The following is a 21,526-nucleotide window of genomic DNA, read 5'->3' on the forward strand; positions in this document are numbered from 1 at the left end:
CCGCGTTGAGCCGAAAGCCGTCACTGATCGCCTGCCGTACAAGTGGCCATCATTCCCCACCATCGCCCACCATCGCATCCCGCACGATCGCGTAGTAGGCGGCAAGCTCGGGGATATCAGCGGCCAGCCTGTCGAAGGCGGGGTCGGCTGGCGCAAGTGTGCCGGCATATTTCGTCTCGATGAAAGCCTGGTGGGCGGCAAGCGCTTCAGCATCGGCTTTGTGCACGACGGTATAGACCGGTGAGGGCACGGTGCGGCCCTTGACGATGATGCGGTCGAGTTCGACGACGGTGTAGGTATCCGCGACCAGTCTGGCGGTTTCCTCGCCGAGCAACAGGGCGACGCCATAATTCTTCGAGGCGCCTTCGAGGCGGGAGGCGAGGTTGACGCTGTCGCCGAGGCAGGAGTAGTCGAAGCGGCGGGTCGAGCCCATATTGCCGACGATGCATTCGCCGGTGTTGATGCCGACGCCCATCTTCAGCACATGCGGCTTGTCGCCGCGTATCGCCGCCTCCCGCTCCAGCTGGCTGTTCAGCCTCGATATCGCCGCCTGCATGGCAAGCGAGGCGCGCACCGCATGGAGCGCGTGGTCGGGATCGTCGAGCGGTGCGTTCCAGAAGGCCATGATGCAATCGCCCATATATTTGTCGATCGTGCCGCCGTGATCCATCACCACGTCGGAGAGCGGCGTCAGCAGCCGGTTGATCAGGCCGGTCAGCTGCTCCGGATCGTCCTTCAGGGTCTCGGCAATGGTGGTGAACCCCCGCACATCGGAAAACAGCACCGAGAGCGTACGCCGCTCGCCGCCGAGCTTCAGCTGCGAGGGATCGTTCGACAGGCGTCGGACCAGATCGGGCGAGATATATTGGGCGAAGGCGCGAATGATCTGCCGCTTGTTGCGGCGCTCCTCGGCATAATCGAAGGCCGCCTGGCCGAAGGCGACCGAGACATAAGCGACGACTGGGCCGAGCGGCGAGACGAAGACATGGGCAAAGCGCATGCCGGCAAAACTCGCTACCGCGAAGGCGATGAGTGCGGCGGCGCTGGCGACGATCGTCAGCCATCCCGTCGAACGCCAGACGGTGGCGGCGGCCAGCAGCACCGAGATCAGAATGCAGGCGGCGACCAGCGGCAGACGAGCCTCCGTGATCGACAGGCCACGGCGGATATTGTCGTAGATCGTCGCCTGGATCTCGACGCCGGAGACGAGCTTGCCGGTATGAACGGTATAGGGCGAGGCAAAGGCATCGACGCCGCCCTTGTCGATCTCGGGCGCATTCTGCAGGCTGAGGCCGACGAGCACGACGCGGTCCTTGAAATAACCCGGCGGCAGCAGATTCTCGGGGTCGAGCGCCTGGTAGTAGGAGACCGTCGGATAGGAGCGGGCCGGGCCGAAGGACTGGATGAGCCGGCCGGAGGGCAGGGCTATGTTTGCTGCTCCCGCCGCCTTCATCAGCATGGCGGCAAAACCGTCCCCATAGCCTGGAATGCGCCGGAACGTGCCGTCGCCGCTGAGATCGATGGAGGCGATGCCGGTCACCGCACCCGCTTCGGTCAGCTGCGGCAGCGGCGTGGCGCGGATCAGCTGCGAGGCCTGCGGCGTTTCGATCAGCGTTTCATCGCCGGCGAGCACGACATCGGGGCCGACGGCCCCGGTGATTGCCGCATCATTGTCGGGGTTCGACGGTTCGGCCATGATGATGTCGAGGCCGATGACACGGGCGCCGGCCGCACGCAGCTGCCTGATGAGTTCGGCATGCAGGCTGCGCGGCCAGGGCCACTGCGCATTGATATCGGCAAGCGATGGCTCGTCGATGGCGACGATCACGGGTCCGCCTTGCGGCGGGCGCGGATCGTCGACGGTCGAGAGATAGTCGAAGCTTCTGAGCTCGAGCAGCGACCAGGCGGGCAGGCGCGACAAGAGCGAGATGGCGACCAGCGTCGCAAGCGCCAGCACCAGCAGCCTGAGATGACGGCTTTCGGCTTGCCGGCTGGCGGGTCCGACCTGCCGAGGCTTGTCCTGCGCCTGCATCAGAAGCGGACTTTGAGCGTGCCCTTGAAGGCGCGGCCCCAGCCGGGTACGCCGGGCGTCAGCTCGAAATCCTCGTCGAGCAGGTTATAGGCGGCCGCCTCCAGCGCGATGCGCTTGTCCAGGGGTTCCCAGATCAGGTGGGCGTCGAGGGTCCAATAGTCGTCGAGCTTGGTGCCGAGATCGTCGCCGTCGCGTTCGCCGATATAGTTGGCCGCCACCGTCGCCTTGACCTTGGCCTCATTGACCCAGGTCAGGGCGATCTGGCCGGAATTTTTCGGAATGAATGGAAGCGAGCCGCCGTAATTCGGCTCCAGCGGGTCCTTGTTCTCCGACTCCATGTAAGCATAGGTGGCGGACAGGCCGAAGCCATAGCCGAGGGCGACGTTGGCGGTGACGGCGGCGCGGTCGATGCTGCCGCGCGACAGCGGCAGGCTGTCGGCTGCCGGAAGCGAGATCAACGGAAAATCGATCGAGAAATCATGCAGTTCCTGGTGCTGGTATTCGACCGAGGTGAAGAAGCGGTCGGTCCACTCTGCATCCCATTGCAGCGCCACCGTATCGCTGTAACCTTCGATGCCGACCGAAAACTGGTTCGGCTGCAGGCCGAGGATGCCGACCGGGGCAAGGGTCGGAACGCCGGTGTCGACGCTCTGGCGCATGAAGGCGGCGCGCAGCCAATGGTTCTGGACGGGCGCCCAGGCAAGGCCGAAACGCGGCTCCAGCCGGCTGACATCGACGCCGTCACCCGACATGCGGGTGCCGAACAGCGCATATTCGCCCTTCAGATCGGGCGTGATCTCGTGCAGCACGTCGACATAGCCGCGGGCAATGTCGACGCGGTTGTCGGCCTCCGTGGGGCCGAGCGTCGTGCCGTCGAGGAAGCCCGGAACGATATCCTCGATGTGGAGGAAGCTGCTGTTGTGGGCATCGATCCAGCCGCCCTCGATGCCATAGCGGAAGGTCAGCGGTCCCGCGCCGATATCGTGGTTGAGAGCGGCGACATAGGTCTTCGAGCTCACGTCCTGGGTGGTCTGCCCGAAGGGGCGAATATCGGTGCCGGGACCGCCGAGGAACGGCACGGCCTCCCAATCGAATTCCATCTCAGCGGTGGTCTTCGTCCTGGTCCCCGAATAGAGCAGCGCTGTGTTCAGCACGTTTTCGTAGCCGAATGTATGGCTCCAGCCGATGCCGGCATTGGTCGTCGTGATGATGTCGCGCCGGTTGAGATAGAGCGGTAACTCATCAGGCACCCGCGGGATACCGAAAAAGGGAACGAGGATGGGATCGAACAGACCGTCGTTCAGAATGGTCGACAGCTGGGAATTGCTGCTCAATGTGTCGAGGTCGAAATCGCGTTTGGCGCCATTGAAGTAGGCGACGACGCGGTCATCCGGGGTGATCGTCGCTGTGAGATAACCGTTGCCGCTGAGGATCTTGTTGTCGGTGGAGAAGCCGCCGAAATCCGTATAGTCGCCGTCGCGGGCGATCTCCTCCCAGTTCAGGTTGCCGTAGAAGCTGAGCGGGATGGTTTCGTTGGAGAAGCCCTGGATTTCGGCCTCGCCGATGCGCCTGGTATGGCCGTCGACGCTGTTGATGCCGCCGCCGAGCGAACCTTCGATGAAAGGAGTGCGCAGAAGCGTGGCCGAGCGCGAACGGCCCGACAGCATATGCGGATCGAGCAGCAGGCCCTGGAAGAGCGAGGAGAAGCTCGACGTGTTGAGGCGGTACTGGCTGATATTGTCGTCGCCGAAATCAGTCGCATTGCTGAAGGGAAAGATGCTGCCCTTGATCGACTGGTCGGTATAGCCGCTGCCTTCGAAGGGACTGAAGACCGCATCGCCATAATAGCGGCCCCAAGCGTCCAGGCCCTGCAGGCGGAAGGCGTTGTTCAGGGTCGAGCCGGCGTCCTGGTTGGCGCCGAGCGCGCTGTAATCGCCGCCGCGCGCCCTGGAGCGGCGGAGAAACTCCTGGGCGTTGCGGATCGCGCCGTCGGCGTCGTAATCGTCGATATCGACGGCAGTGCGGAAGGAAGAGATGACGGGATCGTTCTTGTCGAGCCTGTCGGCATTGTCGACCGCTTGCTCGGAGGGGAGACGGTCGCCCTTTTCGTAGTGGGCGGCGGCAAGCATCAGCTGCGACTGCGAATGCGCCGGATTGGCGGTGCTGGCCGCCAGCAAGTCCGCCAGCGCCTTGTCGCGCTCGCCGGTCTGAAGGTAGTAGCGGCCGCGGGCGAGGAGAGCGATGTCGTAGGACGGATCGACGGCGAGCGCTGTGTCGATCTCGCGCTTGGCATCCTTCATCCTGGATTGGTCCAGGTACAGAATGGCAAGATTGCCGTGGGGAACCGGGTCCTGCGGATCGAGCGCGATCGCCTTCAGGAAGGCCGCCTCGGCCTCGCCATTGGCATCGCGGGCACTCTGCAGCAGGCCCATCGAGTTCAACGATCCCGATGCCCCGGGCGCAAGCTCGATGGCGCGGTTCAGATCGGCGAGGGCGCCGTCGATATCGCTTTCATAGCTCGCCTTGTAGGAGGCGCGCGCGGCAAGGGCGATCGGATGGTTGGGATCGAGCGAGAGGGCGCGGTTCACGGCCTCCTGCATCTGGGCGCGGTCATCGATCAGCTGCGCCAGTTGGGCGCGGATTGCGGGTAGGGTGGGATCGTCGGGAAAACGCTTCTCTGCTTGGCTGATCACATCGAGAGCGGCGCGCGGGTTTTCTAGAAAGCCGGCGGTGTAGGCCTTCATGATCGCGCCATAGGGACCGACGGCAGCCGACGGCGGTTTTTCGACATGGGCGGGATCGGCAAGCGAGCGGGCGAAGTAAGCGCCATACTGCGCCATGTTCCGGCGGTTGGCGTCGAGATGCGGCAGTGCCGTCGCAAACAGCCTTGCGGCTTCGTCGTAACGTTTTTCGGAGCCGGCGATGGTGGCATCGATCAGGTCGACGCGCGCCTTCTGGGTGGTCGTCAGCTTGCGGCCCCGAACCTGCTGAAGCGTCTCTGCGGCGACCTGCCGGCCGTCGAAGGCGCTCTGCACTTCGGCAAGCTCCAGCCAGTCCTCGGTTGTGCGACGCTCCGGCGGCAATGCCAGCAGCCGGCGGCGCTCGTCGGCCATGCGGCCTGCCGGCAGCGGCGAGGTCGGCATCAGGCCGAAGCCGTCTCGCAGGTTCAGGTAAAACAGCATCTGCTCGCGATCGTCGGGCGTGACGATAACGAGCTTGCGCGGCGCCTGACCGATGGTGGCGACGGCGCCTTCACCTTCGCTCACTTCGACGCTGCCCTGTGGGTTGCTGAGCGCGACGCGGCCTTCGAGCACGATCATCGAGGTCTTGTCGCCCTCGACCGTCATGGTCCAATCGGTGCCGCGGATGGCGGCTGCGGCCGCCGGCGTTTCCACCGTCAGGCCTTGGCCGCCGCGCTCGGCGCGCGCCCAGATCGTTCCTGATTGCAGCTCCAGCGTCGTGTCGCCGCTTGCGGCCATCTTCTTGACCTGTAGCGAGGAATTGCGGCCGAGGCGAACCTGGGTGTGATCGGAAAAGACGATGGCGAGCTGGCCGTTGGCATTGGTGCGCAGCACGTCGCCAGTCAGCAGATCCTGATGGATGTCGACGACGCGCCAGTTCGACACGTCGATGAAGCGGACCTCCTCGCCGGTCTTGCGGGCGATGACGGATCCGGCGACCGGTGTTGCACGTTGCACCGGGTCGGCCGCCGCCGGGGAAAAGCCCGGCACGACAAGCGCAAGCGCCACCCCGGCGCGACAGATGTTTTTCCAGCGACCCAGCATGACCCCAACCCCAAACCCCACTTCCCCTTTGTCCATGTAGAAAAGAAAAGTCAAGCGCGTTGCACACGTGTTCTTGAATTCGCTGTGAAGTGTAATATCAGGGAAACACTTTTGGGGTGGAGTATTCAGGTGAGCGAATTCGAGAGTGCAACTGAACTTATGCCAAGCGAACCGTCGACAGGTGACATTGGCGCCGGTTATTTCGACCACATCAAGAAAATCAATGATATATTCTATGATCAGATCAAGATCTCCGATCAGAAGGCTGCCTATATCTTTACTTTCATGCTGGCCTTCCTGGTGAGCTCTAGCGAGGTGAGGGCAGTCTTCAGCCCGGCCCGCTACGCGAACGGGGCGCCAGGGAGCATGTTGTTCTCGGGCCTGCTTGCTGCCGCTTCGGTCTTTTCCATCCTGTCAGCGATCCTCGTCGTGCTGCCGCGCCGTTTGGACAGCTCGACCTCGCTGTTCTGGGGCGCATGGCACAACCACCGCGATCTGTTCTTCGAGGCGGCACTGCGGCGAGACGAACGCTATCTTTTCGACCAATATCTCGAAAACGCCAACATCCTCTCGGCCATCGCCCGCAGCAAATACCGCTGCGTTACCTTCGCGTTCCGCGGGCTGATGGTGAGTGTGATCGCCTATGTGCTGCTGTTGGTGGCGGTGTGAGCGCATCAAGTCTGATGCGGACGCTTTGGCCGGGCATGCCGCAACATGCCCGGCTGCTTTCAGCCATCAACTTCGAGGACGAGCTCCAGTTCTATCGGCAGGCCGAGGGGCAGGCTGGCGACACCGAGCACGACGCGGCCTGAGAGCTTTTCCTCGCCGAAGACAGCAAGCAGCATTTCGGATGCTCCGTCGGCCACCTTCGGATGGTCGCGGAAATCACCTTCGGTCGCGATGTAGACGCCGAGCTTGACGACTCTGACGACCCTTTCCAGCGAGCCCAGATAGTCTCTGGCGGCCGCAAGCGCGCTCAGCGTTGCCGTTTCGGCCGCCTTCCTGCCGTCTTCGACCGTCAGGGCACCGCCGACGCGGCCGATATAGCGGGGCTCATGACCGACGACGGGAAGCATCCCGCTGAAGAAGACCAGATTGCCGGTCCTTGTCGCTTCGACATAGGCGCCGAAGGGTGTCGGCGGCGGGGGAAGGGTGATGCCGAGTTCCTGCAGCCGTCGTTCCGCGCCGGCTGCCTGCGCTTTCGCATGGTTTACCATTTGCCCAGATGTGCGCCGCCGTCGACGTGCAGCACCTCCCCGGTTACGCGCGGCGCTTCGGTCAGGAAGATGACAGCGTCGACGATCTCCTCGACGTTGGATATGCCTGTTATCGGCGACAGCGTCTTCAGGAAATCCTTCGGATTGTCCTTGTGCAGCGGCGTGTCCACCACGCCGGGAGCCACAATGTTGAAGCGAATTTTCTCGTTTGCATATTCCATCGCCAGGTTCTTGGAGATGGCGTTGATGCCGCCCTTGGTCATCATCGACACCGAGGCGGAGAAGCCGGCGATCGGATGATCGGTCAATGGCGTGGTGATGCTGACGACGCTGCCGCCGGTTTTCTGCGCGAGCATCTGCCTGACGACCAGTTGGGTCAGGTGGATGAAGCCTTCGAGATTGGTCGAGGACAATTTATTGAAGTCGGCCATGGTGAAATCGACGAACGGCTTGGCTAGGAAAATGCCGGCATTGTTGACGAGGCCGTCGATAGAGCCGAACCGGTCGATTGCGGTTCTTGCTACCCGCGCTGCGGTTTCGGCATCGCCGATGTCGCCGTCAACGAGCGCCAGCTTGTCGGAGGCTTGGAACGCCTCTGAGGCGCTGACCTGGCGCGAGGTGGCAACGACATTGTAACCGCGCAAGATGAAGGCGTTGACGAGCCCGGCTCCGATACCCTGGGAGGCGCCCGTGACGATGACTGTTTTTCCCGTAGTCATGCTGATCTCCATAAACTGGTTCGGGCAACGCGGGCCTTGGCTTTGCGAAGGCGGGGTCGCTCGAGATGGGGCTGCTGCGAATGCGCCTCCATCGGGTTGTGATTGTTTTCGCAGGGTGAATATGGCGAAAACTCCATTACTCGATTAGATGGAAATATCTGGATTCTCTTTTGCACATATGCAAAAATCCCGGCATGGCCGATCTGAACGACATCGCCGTTTTCGTGAAGGTGGCGCAGTATGGCAGCTTCAGCCGTGCGGCCCATTCACTTGGCATGCCGGTGTCGACCGTCAGCAGGAAGGTGACGTCGCTGGAGGAGCAACTCGGCGTGACGCTGCTGCAGCGGACGACCCGCAAGCTGAGCCTCACGGCGCAGGGCAGGGCCTATTTCGATCAGTGCAGTGAACCGCTTGCCCATCTCCTCGACGCCGAGGAGGTGCTGACCGAGACCCAGAAAAAGCCTGAAGGTCTGCTGAAGATCTCCGTGCCCGTCATTTTTGGACAGGAGGCCTTCTACGAATTCGTCTCGGCCTTCCTGAAGACATATCCGAAGATTCAGGTCGATCTCTTCGTCACCAACCTGTTCCTTGATCTGATCGCGGAGAACATTGATCTCGGCATCCGCTTCGGCGATCTCAAGGATTCGACCATCGTTGCGCAGCGGCTCGGGAAGAGCGTACGCTATCTGGTCGCCGCGCCGGACTACCTGAAGGGCAGGGTGCTTCCCTTAAAGCCCGAAGACCTGAAGGACCATCAGTGCGTTCTGCTGAACGGTCGCAACGGCGAAGCGGAATGGCATCTCGTCAGCGGGCGCAAATCGATCGACGTGCATGTATCGGGGCTGGTATCGAGCCGGGATTTCGATGCGGTGAGCGCCTTCACCTATCGCGGACACGGGATCGGGTTGTTGCCTTCGACCTATTGCGACGAGCAGATCAAAAGCGGCGAGCTTATCCGCCTGCTGCCGGACTGGTCGTCCGAAGAAATTTTCGTGCATGCCGTCTATCCCACGCGCCGCTTCCTGCCCTCCCGGTTGCAGGTCTTTCTCGAGGCGCTGAAAACATGGAAGAGCCCCTTGTGGCTTCCCTTGCATTGACGGCTTTCGATTCCATCACCGAAAATTGAAGCTGGGCGCACGGCCGGGCATCCTGCGTCGGCCAAGCTGTGTTAGAGTTCGCTGGCCTGGATGGTGCGGGGATTGGATTGCCAATGCTGACGACACTTGCGGTGCTTATGGGTCTTTCCGGCCTCGTCCCGGCCGCGCAGGCGGGGGGAAGCGAGGTCGACGTGACGCTGGTGCTCGCCGTCGACACCTCGCGGTCGATGGATTTCGAGGAGATCGGCATCCAGCGCGAGGGTTATGTCGAAGCGCTCAAGCACAAGGAATTCATCGACGCGGTGAAGGGCGGGCTGACCGGCCGCATCGCCATCAGCTATTTCGAATGGGCCGGTTATGTCGTCCAGGATTCGGTGATCGACTGGCAGGTGATCGAGACGGAAGAGGATGCGATCGCTTTTGCCGACAAGCTCGAAGCCCGGCCGATTGCCACGCAGCGGCGCACATCGATCTCCACCGCGATCGCCCAGGGCGCCAGCATGATCGTTTCCAGTCCCTTTCAGTCCAGACGACAGGTGATCGATGTCTCCGGCGACGGGCCGAACAATTCGGGCAATCCCGTCAGCCCCGCCCGCGACAAGGCGGTGGAAGCAGGCATGATCATCAACGGCCTGGCCATCATGCTGCGACCTTCCGATGCGCCCAACGGGCTCGACAAATATTATGCGGACTGCGTGATCGGCGGGCCCGGCGCCTTCGTGCTGCCGGTCCGCAAGATCGAGGATTTTGCCGTTGCCGTGCGCCGCAAGCTGGTGCTGGAGATCAGCGGCCTTTCCCCACCGGCGACGGTGCAGAAAACAGCCGGCGGCGAGACGGGTGCCGACTGCCTGATCGGTGAGAAGCAATGGCGGGACATGTTCGACCGCTGATGCCAGAACAGGATGATTTTAGGCCGGGTGGGCCTAAAATCATCCTGTTCTGAATTACATAGTTAGAGCATGATGTCGTCCGAAAACCGCGCCCACTTTTCGGCGTCATGCTCTACCGGATCAGGGCGCCGAAATTATCTCAGTCAGTATTCGGTAAGCGGCAGAGACGCGATCCTCGTTGGGATAGTTTTTGTTGGCCAGGATGACGATGCCAACCCGCTCTTTCGGGATGAAGGCTACATAGGCGCCGAAACCATTCGTCGAGCCGGTTTTGTTGATCCATTGATCGTCGCGCGGCTCCGCTGCAGGCGTCAGTTGCTTGACGGGAATGGTCTTCAGCATCGCGCTGGAATTGTTGTCCATCAACGTCGTCAGCGTGGTGGGATAGGAATACTGCTCCCAAATAAGGTCTTGGGTCATCGCGCCGACATCAAAGTATTCCCGATGCGTATTCGTGATCGCCCGCTGGAACGTCTCGTCCAGCTTGGCCAGGCCCATGTTCGCGTCGACGAACCGGATCATGTCGCTTGCTGTCGATTTGACACCATAGGCTTCCGATGAAAGAGATGCCGACGTCATCCGGGCGGGATCGCCGTTCCGCTTGTAGCCTTGGGCATAGTCCGCCATTCGCGATTTCGGCACATCGATGAACGTGCTTTTCAATCCAAGGGAGGGAAATAACTTGCCTTCCATCAAAGCGACGAAACTCTCATCCATGATTTTCGCCGATATATATCCGAGCATTCCTATGCTTGGATTGGCGTAAGTTCGATGGGTCCCAGCCTCGTATGAGGGGCGCCAGGCTCGAAAATAGTCGATCAGTTGTTTTTCGGTTTTGATGTCATCGGGAACCTGCAGCGGAAACCCACCAGCCGTATGCGTGGCCAAATTCATCAGCACGACTTCGCCGAAAGGCTTTCCCTTCATCGACGGAAGATATTTGCTGACCTGATCCGACAGCGAAAGTCGGCCGATCGCTTCCGCGTAGGATGTCAGGGTCACCGTAAATGTTTTGCTGATCGATCCCAGTTCGAACATCGTGGTCGCAGTGACCGGCCTGCCGGTGTCCTTCGAGACGACACCGTAATTGAAGATGTGGTTCTCGCCGTCGACGGTGATGGCAACGGCCATGCCGGGGATGCCGTATTTGTCCATGACCGGTTTGATCGCAGCGTCCGAGATGGCTTTGAGCTTCATCTCGTCGGCCGCAAAGCCACTTGTAGAAACGCATGTCGAGACCAATGCGGCCGATAGAATTCCTAGCCAGTCACACTTCATTTTTTCATCCTCTGGAAGCAGTTTTCTCAGCGCCAAAGGGCGCATGAGCATGGCATTTAACGGCACTGTTTTGTGGTGGCAAACGATGATATCTCTGAGGAAACACAAGAAAATCTAGGGCTAAAATGGTTTGGCAATTCCTTCCTTTGAATGGCTTGAGGGCCTTTGAAGCTTCGGCGAGACATCTCAGCTTCACCCGCGCCGCGATCGAGCTTTGTGTTACCCAGGCCGCTGTCAGCCAGCAGGTCAAAAGCCTGGAGAAGCGATTGGGCGTTGCCCTTTTCCAGCGCCTTCCAAGGGGCCTGAAAATCACCGCAGAAGGTGAAGCTCTTTTGCCGACGTTGACCACTTCCTTCGATCAAATGGCAATCACGCTGGACAGGATTGAAGCCGGTCAGGTTCGGGAATTGCTGTTTTTGGGCGTCGTCGGAACCTTTGCTGTCGGCTGGTTATTGCCAAGGCTTCCGGATTTTCAACAGCGTCATCCCTTCATCGACGTGCGCATTTCGACAAACAATAATCGCGTCGACATGGCCGCTGAAGGACTGGATCTCGCCATTCGCTTCGGCAGCGGCTCCTGGCACGGCACGGAAGCCTGGCGTCTGTTCGACGCTCCGCTCTCTCCACTATGCACCCCCAAATTGGCGGAGCGTTTAAGGTCGCCCGCAGACCTGCTCGAGGCGACGCTTTTGCGCAGTTACAGGGCCGACGAGTGGAGCACATGGTTCGCGGCAGCGGATGTTCCTCCTGCGGCGCAGGTCAACGCAGGCATCGTTTTCGACTCTTCCGTCGCCATGACGGAGGCGGCGCTGCAAGGACTGGGAATCGCTCTGGCGCCGCCGTCGATGTTTTCCAGGCACCTGTCGTCAGGGGCTCTAAACCAACCCTTTCCCACGACGATATCATTGGGGAGCTATTGGCTGACCCGACTTCAATCAAGGCCGCCAACGGCAGCCATGCTCGCATTTTCCGATTGGATAATGTCGCAGATGTCTTCCACATCTCAATGAGACCTTCTGGCGCGGAGTCGAGGGACCGGACCGCGAAGATCCATGTGCCCGCTCTCAGGGAACGGGCTTCCTAGGCGACGCAGATGCCCGGCACGGCGACCTTCTGGAAGAGGTGCGGGGAGGCAACGGCCGAGGACGGGTAGGAGGAGAGCTTTGCCCTGAACTCCGGATGCGAGAATGCCGCCCTGAAGTCGGCGGTCGATTCCCAGACGGCATAGTTGAGATAGGCAGGACTTTCGCCGATAGCCCGGTGAAGCTGGGTCGAGATGAAGCCCGGCTGGCGTTTCATGAAGGCCGCATCGGCCTGCCAGGCTTCAAGGAAGGCCTGCTCGTCGGCCTTGTCGAGCGTGAAGATATTGATGAGGACGATCGCGGAAGCATCGAGCGCGATTTGACGATCGATCGGGAAGGCGGGGTCCATCGGACGCATGAGTGACATGGTCGACTCCATCTGAATTGGTTACATGATGTCAATCTGGTGATAAGGACACATATTTCCTTTGACACCATAATGTCAATATAGGTACATGGTGACAAATGCGAGAACCTCAGCGAAGCCCGACCGGAACGGCCTTGACCGACCTCATTCTGGATCTCTTCCGGCTCAACAACCGGATGATCAACGCGGGCGACAAGCTCGTCGAGGGGCTCGGTCTGACGAGCGCCCGCTGGCATGTCCTCGGCACTGTGGCCACGGCAGGCCGGCCGCAGCCGGTCGCGTGGCTGGCGCGCGACATGGGGGCCAACCGCCAGAACGTCCAGCGCATCGTCAACGATCTGGACAAGGAAGGGCTTCTGGCGTTCCAGCCCAATCCGCATCACCGGCGGGCACAGCTCGTCGTGCTGACGGACAAGGGAAAACAGGCATATGAAACCGCCATGCACCTGCAGGCGCCGTGGGTCGACATGCTCTCGGAAGGGCTTCAGGTCGAGGATCTCAAAACCACGCATGCCGTCATGAAGGCGCTGCGCAGCAAACTGGAAGGAAATGGAGATGTTGAAGAGCAGGCCTGATCGCTATGGCGCAATAGCGGTGTCGATCCACTGGCTGAGCGCGGTTCTGATCCTGGCGTTGCTCGGCTCCGGCTTCCGGGCCGCCAACGCCGTGGACGCGGCGACCAAGGCTGGGCTGTTGCGCTTCCACATTCCGGTGGCGGTCATCGTCCTGCTTCTCACGGCTCTTCGCCTTGTCTGGTGGTGGCGTTTCGATCGCAAGCCTGCGCCGGTTAAGGCATCGCCTCGCTGGCAGGCGCGCCTCGCGCGCTTTGTCCACGTCGCCTTTTACGTCTTCATTCTCGGCATGGTCGCCAGCGGCATCGGGATGATGATCCTCAGCGGTGCCGCTCCCGCCGTCTTCGGGGCGCCCGGCGCCATGCTGCCTGATTTCACTGCCTATCCGCCGCGTGGCCCGCATGGGTTAGGCGCCTTGCTGCTTGTCGGCCTGCTGGTCTTCCATGCCGGCGCTGCGCTCTATCACCAACTCGTTCGCGGCGATCACCTGCTGCGGCGGATGTGGTATGGCGGCTGAGGTCGGCTGACGAGGCGGCGAGGGTGTCTGAACCGAGAGCCGCTACGAGGAAGGCAAAGACACGATAAAACGTCTCGGCGCGATGCGTGCCGAGACGTTTGTCAAACGATGTTGCCGTCTGCGATGACGCTGGAGCCCGTGCCTATAGCGGCAACTGCTTGCCGGCCTGTTCGCTGACCATGTATTCGGCGTACCAGTCCGGCCAGCCTTCGTCGTGCTTGCCGCCGTTTCGCTTCTCGTGTTCGCCGTGGGCGGTTGCCGCGCGGCGCAGTGCTGCCGCAAGCTCGGTGGAAGTCGTGAATTTCGTTTCGTCGGCGTCGATGCGTCCGGGCAGCCGCGTGGTGACTTCCTGGAACAGCCAGCCGTTGCCGTCCGGATCCTTGAACGAGGCGAAGGAGCGGTAGCTGCGATGTTCGGGATCGCGGCCTGCGATGCGCAGCCGCCCGAACAGATAGGGCTCGTCCTTGCCGGCATAGACGCCGGCAGCGTCATGAAACATGTCGCTGACCTCGACGCCGCGGGCGATCAGATCGCGACGGGCAGCCTCGATATCGGAGACGATCAGGTAGAGTCCCTGGGCGGAACCCGGGGCTGCGGCGGTGACGTTCTTGCCGAAGATGATCGCGCAGCCGGAGCCGGGCGGGGTAAACTGGATCACTCGGAAATCGGCATCATTGGCAAAGTCGGCGTCGAGCCGCCAACCCAAGCCGTCGTAAAAGCGTTTGGCGCGGTCGACGTCGGAAACGGGGATGACGACCACCTCGAGCTTGGTGTCGACAGGCTGTGATTTTGGGGTTTGCATGGGGGTTTCGCTGCGCAGTGCATTGCTCATCTTCAGCTCCATGGGGTTTGGGATGCGTTAAGAATGGCGATACATGTCAGCAGTCAGTGGACCACAGTGCGGTCGGGCCGTCGAATCAATTATTCTGTCGGATTTGGCCGGTATTGGCGGATTCCGCTGCGACGCAGGGCCTGTCGCTCCGATCCGCGGACGTGTCGTTCCCCACCCTTGGGCGTGTCGTTTCCGACCCGCGGGCGTGTCGTTTCCGACCCGCGGGCGTGTCGTTTCCGACCCGCGGGGTGGCAAGGATCAGTCGATCCGGTGAGGCGGCGGGTTTGTTCCCGCCGTCTTCGTCTCTTGTGTTGCGGCTCATCGAGCCGCGTGCGGGAAGATGGATCCTTCTACGCGGCGAGAGCGGCGCGGGTTTTGCCGATCGTCAGGGCCGCCTTTGCTGCCTCGCGCCCTTTTTCGATGAAGTGCGCACGGTAGATCTGCTTGTGGTGTTCGGTTTCCTGATACTGATGCGGCGTCAGCGAAACCGACAGCACCGGCACGCCGGTATCCATGCCGGCGCGCATCAGCCCATCGACGACGGCCTGCGCGACGAATTCGTGGCGGTAAATGCCGCCGTCGACGACGAAGGCGGCGGCAATGACGGCGCCATAGCGCCCGGTTGCGGCGAGATCGCGCGACAGCAGCGGCATCTCGAATGCGCCGGGAACATCGAACACATCGACCTGCTCGGGCGGAACGAGCTGATAGAAGCCATCAAGGGCGCGGTCGACGATGTCGGCGTGCCAGCTGGCTTTGACGAAGGCGTAGCGGGTGGGTGTCATGGTAATCTCCTTTGGCGAACAGACACATCACCCAAGGCGATCACGAACGTTCCCGACAGCCGCAAGGGCGGCAGGAACGCACGTTCTCTTTCATCCGGACTATGACCGTCGGCTCAGGCATCTCACCTGATCTGCTGACCCTTCCTTAAGAAGGCGCTCGCGGGCTCGCAATCGGAACTGCATACCGCCGGTAGGGACTTTCACCCCGCCCTGAGAACGGCGGCGACAATAGGGGGAAGGCGGCGGGCTGGCAATAGGTCGGAAGTGCTTTCGTGATCGATGAATCTGTCGATGCGGATCAAGGCTCGCAAAGTGGCGGTTTCGTTTCTCCGTCGATGGCGAACAGCCGATGCCTCTTGCTGAGGATGGGCTTGCCCCTACATGCTCGGGTGAGGACATCCACGTCGGAACAACATAACGGAACAGGATACGCCGTCTTCGCCCGAGGCGGGGCAGGCGACAGCCACCATGGGAGGGAGTGATGCCAGAATCTTTCGTCGTTCACCGCGAGGCGCATATCGCGGCGCCGCCGGCTGCGGTGTTTGCGCTGATGACCGATCCGGAGAAGATCCTGCGCTGGATGGGAACGGAAGCGCAGGTCGAGCCGCAACCCGGCGGGCTCTATCTCGTCAATGTCACCGGCGCCCGCTTTGCGCGCGGCTCGTTTCGCGAGGTGGTGCCGGTTCATCGCCTTGCCTACAGTTTCGGCTGGGACGGCAGCGAAGTGGTACCGCCGGGATCGAGCCTGGTCGAGATCGACCTGATCGAGCAGGGCGGCGGAACGCTGCTGCGGCTCACTCATAGCGGCCTGCCCAGCGCCGATCAATGCGCCGGCCATGCGGAAGGCTGGGCCCATTATCTCGGGCGGCTGACCGAGGTCGCCGCCGGGCGTGATCCGGGTCCCGATCCTTTTTACGGCAGGACATGAACGGTTTTGCGCCGGCAGCAGGGTGCCCGGAAGCGTTTGCCGCAGCGGGGAATACTGCCGGCCGGCGCTGCGATCGGCTGTCCGAAAGCGCTTCTTTTGCTCCCGAAAACATGAACGCGCAGTTCATCTCCAGTTCAATTTGGCGCTCCTAAAGTGATTGCGGCTGGATTGAAATGGAGTTCTCGATGAAGGCACTTTCTATCGCGGCTGCCTTGCTTGCCGGCAGCCTCTCGATCGGTACAGCTGAGGCGATGCCGATTGGAACAATCAATGTGCAGAGCAATGTGACGAAGGTCGACTATGCCTGCGGTCGCGGCTGGCACCTGACCCGCTGGGGCGAATGCCGGCGAAACTGGCGCCGCCCGCCGCCAGTCGCTTTCTACGGTGGTCCGCCCCGCTGGGGCTGGGAGCGGCGTCACCGGGATTGGGATGGCCCGCGCTGGCGCCATGAGAGGCGCTGGGATCGCGACCGTCGTTGGCGGGATGATGACTAAACGTCTCGCTTAAAGCGCGTCGCGTCAAACCGGAATCATGCGACGCGCTTTAAGTCTTTGATTTATGCATGTTGTTGTCCCAAAACCGCTGCGCACTTTTGGGCGACATGCATGAGATCGAGATGGACGAAGGCCGGAGCGATTTTCGCCCGGCCTTTTCTGATGAAACGGCTTCGCCGACGCTGACAGGCAGCGTTCTCTGCATTTGTCCGATATGGTCAAATACTGCTGACGAGCCAGTACTTGCCGTCGATCAGTTCTTCAAGCTCGACAGGATCCTTGACGCCGAATTCGAACCATTCGACGAGTTCCTTCGCCTTACGGCTGCTCTCCTCCGCCGTCAGCTCGACCTGATATCTTTCGCACCATCGCCGGAGGATCGACGTCAGCAGCGTCATGTCATCCCCATCCAGCGGATCTTTCGGCCAGAATATCGTGCCCATCGTACCCCTCAATCACACGATGACGAACGATCCTATAATGGAATCAAAGTCGCGCAAGTTTAAAGTGTTTATTTTTTGTTTTCCACCGCGCTGGACGGTTTTCGACAGGCGATGCGGACGCCTTTTACAGGCGTCGGACTGGGTCGCTGAAAAACGTCTCCGCGATCACCCCGGCGATATCCTTGCGGACGTCCACGTCGGCATGCGATGTTGAGCGATGGATCTGCCGTCTCCCCTTGCCTGGCTGGTTGACGAGGCCGGGGCCTCGCCTGGTCCCGAACGGTTTCTGGCCGAGCTCGGGCGACGGTTGCTGGCCGATGGCCTGCCGCTTTCCGGCGGGGCGCTGACGCTTTCGGTGCCGCATCCGATCATCGCGCGGCGCACCTGGCTGTGGCGGGCCGAGACCGGCGCCGTCATCGAGGCATTGGCCTTCGCCGCGGCCCCGCAAAGTGAGGCCGGGCGCGAGTGGCTCGCCGGGTTGGGGCCGGTATGGGAGGCAAGGATCGGGCCGCCGCGGGACAAACAGGCATCGGACAGCCCGCTACTCGGCTGGGCAGGGATTGCCGACGGGGCAGGGGGCGGTGCATTCGCTCCGGCCGAAGCCAGCCTGCTCTGCGAGGTCGCGCGTTTTGCCGCAGCGCCGCTCGCCGCTTTGGCGGCGCGGGAGGCGCGGGCCGCGCTGCTCGAAGCCTATCTCGGCCGGCGCAGTGCCGCCCGGGTGCAGGCCGGCGCGCTTGCCCGCGGCACCGGCGAGACCATCCGCGCGGCGCTTCTCTGCGCCGATCTGCGCGACTTCACCGCGCTCTCCGAGGTAACCGAACCTCACGTGATGATATCAGCGCTGGATGCCTGGTTCGACCGCGTCGCCGGCGCAGTGCATGCCTTCGGCGGCGAGGTGCTGAAGTTCATCGGCGACGGCGTGCTGGCGATCTTTCCGGTCACTGTTGCGTCGGGCGAAGGCGATGCAGCCCAAGGGGATCGCGAAGCCTGCGAGGCCGCCCTTCGCGCGGTCGCCGCCAGCCGAGCGGGCATGGCCCATCTCGACCAACTGCGGCTGGCGCAGGGGCTGGCGCCGCTGCCCTTCGGCGCGGCGCTGCATTTCGGCGAGATCCTGTGGGGCAATATCGGCGCGGCCGACCGGCTGGACTTCACCGCCATCGGCCCCGCCGTCAATCTGGTCAGCCGATTGGAAGGGCTGTGCAAGCCGCTCGGCCGAAGCGTGCTGATCTCGGGTGCCGTGGCAGCGAATACGACGACCGCGCTGATGCCGCTGGGAAAGCATACCTTGCGGGGCATTGCCGGCCCTTGTGCGGTGTTCACGCTGCCGACGGATTGAGCCACGCGCAAGACATCTTTGCAAAGAAAGCTTTGCAAAGATGTCTTTGCAATAGTAGGCTTCGCGCATGAAAAAACCGCGCCCACAGCCTGCTCAATCCGTCACCGCACCGCGCACCGTCAGTCGCGTCGTGCCGGATCCGACCGCCTTAAAGGCGCTGGCGCATCCGGTTCGGCTGCGGATGCTCGGCATGCTGCGGATCGACGGGCCTGCCACGGCGACACAGCTTGCAGCGCGGCTTGGGCTGAACAGCGGCGCGACCAGCTATCACCTGCGCCAGCTCGCCCAATACGGCTTCATCGAGGAGGCGCCGCATGCTTCGCGGCGCGACCGCTGGTGGCGCGCCAGCCACGAACTCACCTCGGTGCCGTCAAGCGAGGCCGAGGGCGAAGCGCTCGACCTCGACCTCGCCTTCAACCAGGCGGTACTCTCCCTGCAGGTCGGCCAGATGCAGCAGGCGCTGGAGGAGTATGCCGAACTGCCGGCGGAATGGCGCAAGGCGAGCGCTGCCAACGACGTCATCATCCCGATGACGGCAGAACAGGCCGAGGTCCTGACCAGGCAGCTGACCGACATCATCCTCGAAGCAATGCGGGCGGCTCCGCCTTTGGGCGAGGCGACCGCTCCGGGCATGGTGCCTTTCTCGATCATGCTGCACGCCTTTCCCTATCCGGGCCGGCTCCCGCATCGCGAGGAGGATGACGGGTCATGAGAAGGGGTGGGCCTTTCCTGGCGCTTGCCGCCGCCGAGACGCTTTCGCTGTCCGGCACACGGCTGTCGACCATCGCCATTCCCTGGCTGGTGCTGGTCGCTACGGGCAACCCGGTTCTAACGGGGCTGACGGCGATGATGGAAATGCTGCCCTATGTCGCTGCCAAGGCGCTCAGTGGGCCGCTGATCGACCGCGTCGGCGCGAAGCGCATCGCTGTCGTCTGCGACGCCGCCTCGGTGGCCGTGGTGATGCTGGTGCCGCTGCTCGACCGGCTCGGGCTGCTTGGTATGCCGGTACTGCTACCGATCGTTTTTGCCATGGGTGTGCTACGCGGTCCGTCCGATGCCGCCAAGCAGGCGATGGTGCCCGATATCGCCGAATTGGCGGCCGTACCGCTCGAGCGGGTGACCGGTGTCGTTGGCGCCATCGAGCGGCTGGCCTCGACAGTGGGTGCGGCCGGTGCCGGTGCGGTGATCAGCCTGATCGGCCCGGGCCAGGCGCTGGTCGTCAATGCCGTCACCTTCGCCGCCGCCGCGCTGATTGTGGGGGTAGGCATCCCCGGGCTGAAAAGCATGCCCAGGCTGCAATGCATGCCCGGGCTGCAATGCATGCCCGCGCCGCGCGGCGCGCCCGAGGCTCGGCCGGGCGGAATGTCCTCCTATCTCGGCGATCTCAGGGAAGGCTGGTGCTTTCTGCGCGGCGATGCGGTGCTCGTCAGCATCGTCATCATGGTGGCGACCACCAATCTGCTGGACCAGGCCTATGGGGCGGTGCTGCTGCCCGTCTGGACGCAGAGTTCGGGCCATGGCCCGGAATTGCTGGGGGCGATGTTTGCGGCCTTCACCGGCGCTTCGATCGCCGGCGCGGCGATTGCCGCTGCGATCGGCGAGCGGATGCCGCGCCTGATGATCTATACGGTGGCCTTCCTGCTGACCGGATTTCCGCGTTTTCTCGTTCTTGCGCTGGACGCGCCGCTCCCCATTATTTTTCTCACTTTGGCAATCGCTGGATTTGCCTCGGGCTTCCTCAATCCGATCCTGTCGGCGGTGATCTTCGAGCGCATCCCCAAGCCGCTGATCGGCCGCGTCACCGCAATGAACGCCGCCCTTTGCTTTGCCCTCATCCCGTTCGGCGGCCTCTTCGGCGGCGCCCTGATCAGCATGATCGGCCTTGCCGCAGCGCTCTCGCTCACCGGGTTCGCCTATCTCGCCGCAACCCTCTTTCCTCTGGCGCTGAAAAGTTTCCGCGGCTTCGACAAGCCTCTCACCGAGAGCTAGCGTCATGGTCGCGTACCTGGCCCCCAAGCTCCTCGACCATCAGATCGATGAAGCGGCGGACACGCGGTTCCAGCAGGCGTTTGTCGGGATAGAGCGTAACGATTTTTGCGTCGTCGGTTTCGAGGTCGGGCAGGATCTGCCGGAGGCGACCGGCGGTAAGATCGTCGGCGACGAGAAAATCGGGAAGCAGCGCGATGCCCAGCCCCGCGAGCGCGGCGTCGCGGATCGCCTCTCCGCTGTCGAGCCTCAGGCGACTGCGGCCCTGCGCCTTGACCCAGGAGCCGCCTTCGCCGCGAAAGCGCCAGCCCTGCCTTTGATGGCGGCTGGCGAAGATCAGGCAATCGTGGGCCGCGAGGTCGTCGATATTGCGCGGTTCCCCGCGCTCAGTCAGGTAGGATGGCGACGCGCAGAGCCGCGCCTTATAGGTGGCGATCACACGCGAGACCAGGCGGGTATCCGACGCCGTCGCGTCGATCCGGATCGCCAGATCGGAGCCTTCTTCGACGATGTCGGCCGGGCGATCGGTGAAGCTCACTTCGACCTGGATGTCGGGCCAGGCCCGAAGATATTTTTCAAGCAGGGGCAGCACGACGAGCCGCCCCAGGGCATCGGGAACGGTGAGCCTGAGAACGCCTTGCGGCGTGCCGCTCTGCCCCGCCACGCTCGCCTCCGCCTCGTCGACCGATGCGAGGATCTGCAGCCCGCGCTGGTAAAACATCCGGCCTTCATCGGTCAGGCCCAGCGTTCTCGTCGTACGGTTGAGCAGGCGCGCGCCAAGCCGGTCTTCCAGGCGGATGACGGCCTTTCCTGCCGCCGAACGGGAGAGGCCCATGGCCTGGCCGCCGGCGATAAAGCTTCCGGCATCGACGACTGCCATGAAGATCAGGATATCGTTCAGGTTCGTACGTGGCATCAGGGCACTCGAGCGGTTCGGCTACAGCATACCTCGGTCAGTCATGCGACAGATTCAAGGTTCGCAGCATCAACGTCCGACGCGGCAGTAAGGTCCGGGCGCTTCGCTTCTGTGTCGACGTCCGTTCGTCAATCAACCTGCCATAGCGGCCATCACACCGGATTGCCGGTCAACAACGGCCGCCGCGACCACGCTGACGGGCGTTTTTGGCCTCGCCTTTCCGCAGCAGCGCCGTCGCCTATACCGGATG

The 21,526-nt window shown here is 62.5% G+C and carries 21 protein-coding genes and 1 riboswitch; of the genes, 11 read left to right on the forward strand and 10 right to left on the reverse strand.

The features are described from left to right. Window positions 1-49: 49 nt before the first annotated feature. Together FHT69_RS03655 and FHT69_RS03660 are read right to left on the reverse strand one after the other, a co-directional pair. Window positions 50-2,032 carry a CHASE2 domain-containing protein gene (locus tag FHT69_RS03655; protein ID WP_183904927.1) on the reverse strand — a complete coding sequence of 661 codons (1,983 nt, stop codon included), beginning with the start codon at window positions 2,030-2,032 and terminating at the stop codon, window positions 50-52. After that, the gene (locus FHT69_RS03660; RefSeq protein ID WP_183904928.1) at window positions 2,032-5,817 is read right to left on the reverse strand and encodes a FecR domain-containing protein; all 3,786 of its coding nucleotides are present in this window, start codon (window positions 5,815-5,817) and stop codon (window positions 2,032-2,034) included. The genes FHT69_RS03655 and FHT69_RS03660 overlap by 1 nt, the downstream gene beginning before the upstream one ends. A 129-nt stretch (window positions 5,818-5,946) precedes the next feature. Here FHT69_RS03660 and FHT69_RS03665 point away from each other — a divergent pair, with 129 nt between their 5' ends. Then, on the forward strand, window positions 5,947-6,486 hold the full coding sequence (locus FHT69_RS03665; RefSeq protein WP_047610710.1) for a Pycsar system effector family protein: 540 nt from the start codon (window positions 5,947-5,949) through the stop codon (window positions 6,484-6,486). A gap of 59 nt (window positions 6,487-6,545) precedes the next feature. On the opposite strand, the gene FHT69_RS03670 is transcribed toward FHT69_RS03665, so the two are convergent. Both FHT69_RS03670 and FHT69_RS03675 read right to left on the reverse strand, forming a co-directional pair. Beyond that, the gene (locus FHT69_RS03670) at window positions 6,546-7,034 is read right to left on the reverse strand and encodes a RidA family protein (RefSeq protein ID WP_183903088.1); all 489 of its coding nucleotides are present in this window, start codon (window positions 7,032-7,034) and stop codon (window positions 6,546-6,548) included. Then, the gene (locus tag FHT69_RS03675) at window positions 7,028-7,753 is read right to left on the reverse strand and encodes an SDR family NAD(P)-dependent oxidoreductase (protein ID WP_132572451.1); all 726 of its coding nucleotides are present in this window, start codon (window positions 7,751-7,753) and stop codon (window positions 7,028-7,030) included. Before FHT69_RS03675 ends, FHT69_RS03670 begins: the two co-directional genes overlap by 7 nt. Window positions 7,754-7,947: 194 nt before the next feature. Here FHT69_RS03675 and FHT69_RS03680 point away from each other — a divergent pair, with 194 nt between their 5' ends. Beyond that, on the forward strand, window positions 7,948-8,850 hold the full coding sequence (locus tag FHT69_RS03680) for a LysR family transcriptional regulator (protein ID WP_047610706.1): 903 nt from the start codon (window positions 7,948-7,950) through the stop codon (window positions 8,848-8,850). Between the two features lie 113 nt (window positions 8,851-8,963). Continuing rightward, a complete protein-coding gene (locus FHT69_RS03685; RefSeq protein ID WP_063474675.1) occupies window positions 8,964-9,740 on the forward strand; it encodes a DUF1194 domain-containing protein in 777 nt (258 codons plus the stop codon). 120 nt (window positions 9,741-9,860) lie between these two features. On the opposite strand, the gene ampC is transcribed toward FHT69_RS03685, so the two are convergent. Continuing rightward, a complete protein-coding gene (gene ampC, locus FHT69_RS03690) occupies window positions 9,861-11,018 on the reverse strand; it encodes a class C beta-lactamase (RefSeq protein ID WP_183905368.1) in 1,158 nt (385 codons plus the stop codon). 125 nt (window positions 11,019-11,143) lie between these two features. Here ampC and FHT69_RS03695 point away from each other — a divergent pair, with 125 nt between their 5' ends. Beyond that, entirely contained in the window at window positions 11,144-12,028 is an 885-nt protein-coding gene (locus tag FHT69_RS03695) for a LysR family transcriptional regulator (protein ID WP_183904929.1), read from the forward strand. A 70-nt stretch (window positions 12,029-12,098) separates the two neighbouring features. Here FHT69_RS03695 and FHT69_RS03700 read toward each other — a convergent pair whose 3' ends face one another. Continuing rightward, window positions 12,099-12,467 carry an antibiotic biosynthesis monooxygenase gene (locus FHT69_RS03700; RefSeq protein WP_183903087.1) on the reverse strand — a complete coding sequence of 123 codons (369 nt, stop codon included), beginning with the start codon at window positions 12,465-12,467 and terminating at the stop codon, window positions 12,099-12,101. Window positions 12,468-12,565: 98 nt separating this feature from the next. Between FHT69_RS03700 and FHT69_RS03705 the strand changes: the two genes are divergently transcribed. Both FHT69_RS03705 and FHT69_RS03710 read left to right on the forward strand, forming a co-directional pair. Continuing rightward, entirely contained in the window at window positions 12,566-13,042 is a 477-nt protein-coding gene (locus FHT69_RS03705; RefSeq protein WP_047610698.1) for a MarR family winged helix-turn-helix transcriptional regulator, read from the forward strand. After that, on the forward strand, window positions 13,023-13,556 hold the full coding sequence (locus FHT69_RS03710; protein WP_183904930.1) for a cytochrome b: 534 nt from the start codon (window positions 13,023-13,025) through the stop codon (window positions 13,554-13,556). Before FHT69_RS03705 ends, FHT69_RS03710 begins: the two co-directional genes overlap by 20 nt. Window positions 13,557-13,698: 142 nt before the next feature. Here the strand turns inward: FHT69_RS03710 and FHT69_RS03715 are convergent, their stop codons facing one another. After that, on the reverse strand, window positions 13,699-14,388 hold the full coding sequence (locus FHT69_RS03715; protein WP_183904931.1) for a VOC family protein: 690 nt from the start codon (window positions 14,386-14,388) through the stop codon (window positions 13,699-13,701). A gap of 350 nt (window positions 14,389-14,738) precedes the next feature. Beyond that, the gene (locus tag FHT69_RS03720; RefSeq protein WP_047610695.1) at window positions 14,739-15,173 is read right to left on the reverse strand and encodes a 6,7-dimethyl-8-ribityllumazine synthase; all 435 of its coding nucleotides are present in this window, start codon (window positions 15,171-15,173) and stop codon (window positions 14,739-14,741) included. Window positions 15,174-15,251: 78 nt separating this feature from the next. After that, a riboswitch (FMN riboswitch) is annotated at window positions 15,252-15,395 on the reverse strand. Between the two features lie 259 nt (window positions 15,396-15,654). On the opposite strand from FHT69_RS03720, the gene FHT69_RS03725 reads away from it, so the two are divergent. Both FHT69_RS03725 and FHT69_RS03730 read left to right on the forward strand, forming a co-directional pair. Continuing rightward, the gene (locus tag FHT69_RS03725) at window positions 15,655-16,101 is read left to right on the forward strand and encodes an SRPBCC domain-containing protein (protein WP_018242718.1); all 447 of its coding nucleotides are present in this window, start codon (window positions 15,655-15,657) and stop codon (window positions 16,099-16,101) included. Between the two features lie 185 nt (window positions 16,102-16,286). After that, on the forward strand, window positions 16,287-16,595 hold the full coding sequence (locus FHT69_RS03730; RefSeq protein WP_018485640.1) for a GCG_CRPN prefix-to-repeats domain-containing protein: 309 nt from the start codon (window positions 16,287-16,289) through the stop codon (window positions 16,593-16,595). Window positions 16,596-16,813: 218 nt separating this feature from the next. Here the strand turns inward: FHT69_RS03730 and FHT69_RS03735 are convergent, their stop codons facing one another. Continuing rightward, window positions 16,814-17,038, reverse strand: coding sequence for a hypothetical protein (locus FHT69_RS03735; RefSeq protein ID WP_047610691.1), 225 nt, complete (start codon window positions 17,036-17,038; stop codon window positions 16,814-16,816). A gap of 217 nt (window positions 17,039-17,255) precedes the next feature. On the opposite strand from FHT69_RS03735, the gene FHT69_RS03740 reads away from it, so the two are divergent. From FHT69_RS03740 to FHT69_RS03750, 3 genes are all read left to right on the forward strand, one after another. Next, a complete protein-coding gene (locus tag FHT69_RS03740) occupies window positions 17,256-18,374 on the forward strand; it encodes an adenylate/guanylate cyclase domain-containing protein (protein WP_183904932.1) in 1,119 nt (372 codons plus the stop codon). A gap of 67 nt (window positions 18,375-18,441) precedes the next feature. Further along, window positions 18,442-19,086 carry a winged helix-turn-helix domain-containing protein gene (locus FHT69_RS03745; RefSeq protein WP_168334048.1) on the forward strand — a complete coding sequence of 215 codons (645 nt, stop codon included), beginning with the start codon at window positions 18,442-18,444 and terminating at the stop codon, window positions 19,084-19,086. Beyond that, window positions 19,083-20,363, forward strand: coding sequence for an MFS transporter (locus FHT69_RS03750; RefSeq protein ID WP_168334049.1), 1,281 nt, complete (start codon window positions 19,083-19,085; stop codon window positions 20,361-20,363). Before FHT69_RS03745 ends, FHT69_RS03750 begins: the two co-directional genes overlap by 4 nt. On the opposite strand, the gene FHT69_RS03755 is transcribed toward FHT69_RS03750, so the two are convergent. After that, window positions 20,350-21,276 carry a LysR family transcriptional regulator gene (locus FHT69_RS03755; protein WP_132572432.1) on the reverse strand — a complete coding sequence of 309 codons (927 nt, stop codon included), beginning with the start codon at window positions 21,274-21,276 and terminating at the stop codon, window positions 20,350-20,352. The two genes, FHT69_RS03750 and FHT69_RS03755, sit on opposite strands and share 14 nt — an antisense overlap. Window positions 21,277-21,526 lie beyond the last annotated feature (250 nt).

The sequence above is a fragment of the Rhizobium sp. BK008 genome, from assembly GCF_014197345.1.
Lineage (GTDB): Bacteria > Pseudomonadota > Alphaproteobacteria > Rhizobiales > Rhizobiaceae > Rhizobium > Rhizobium anhuiense.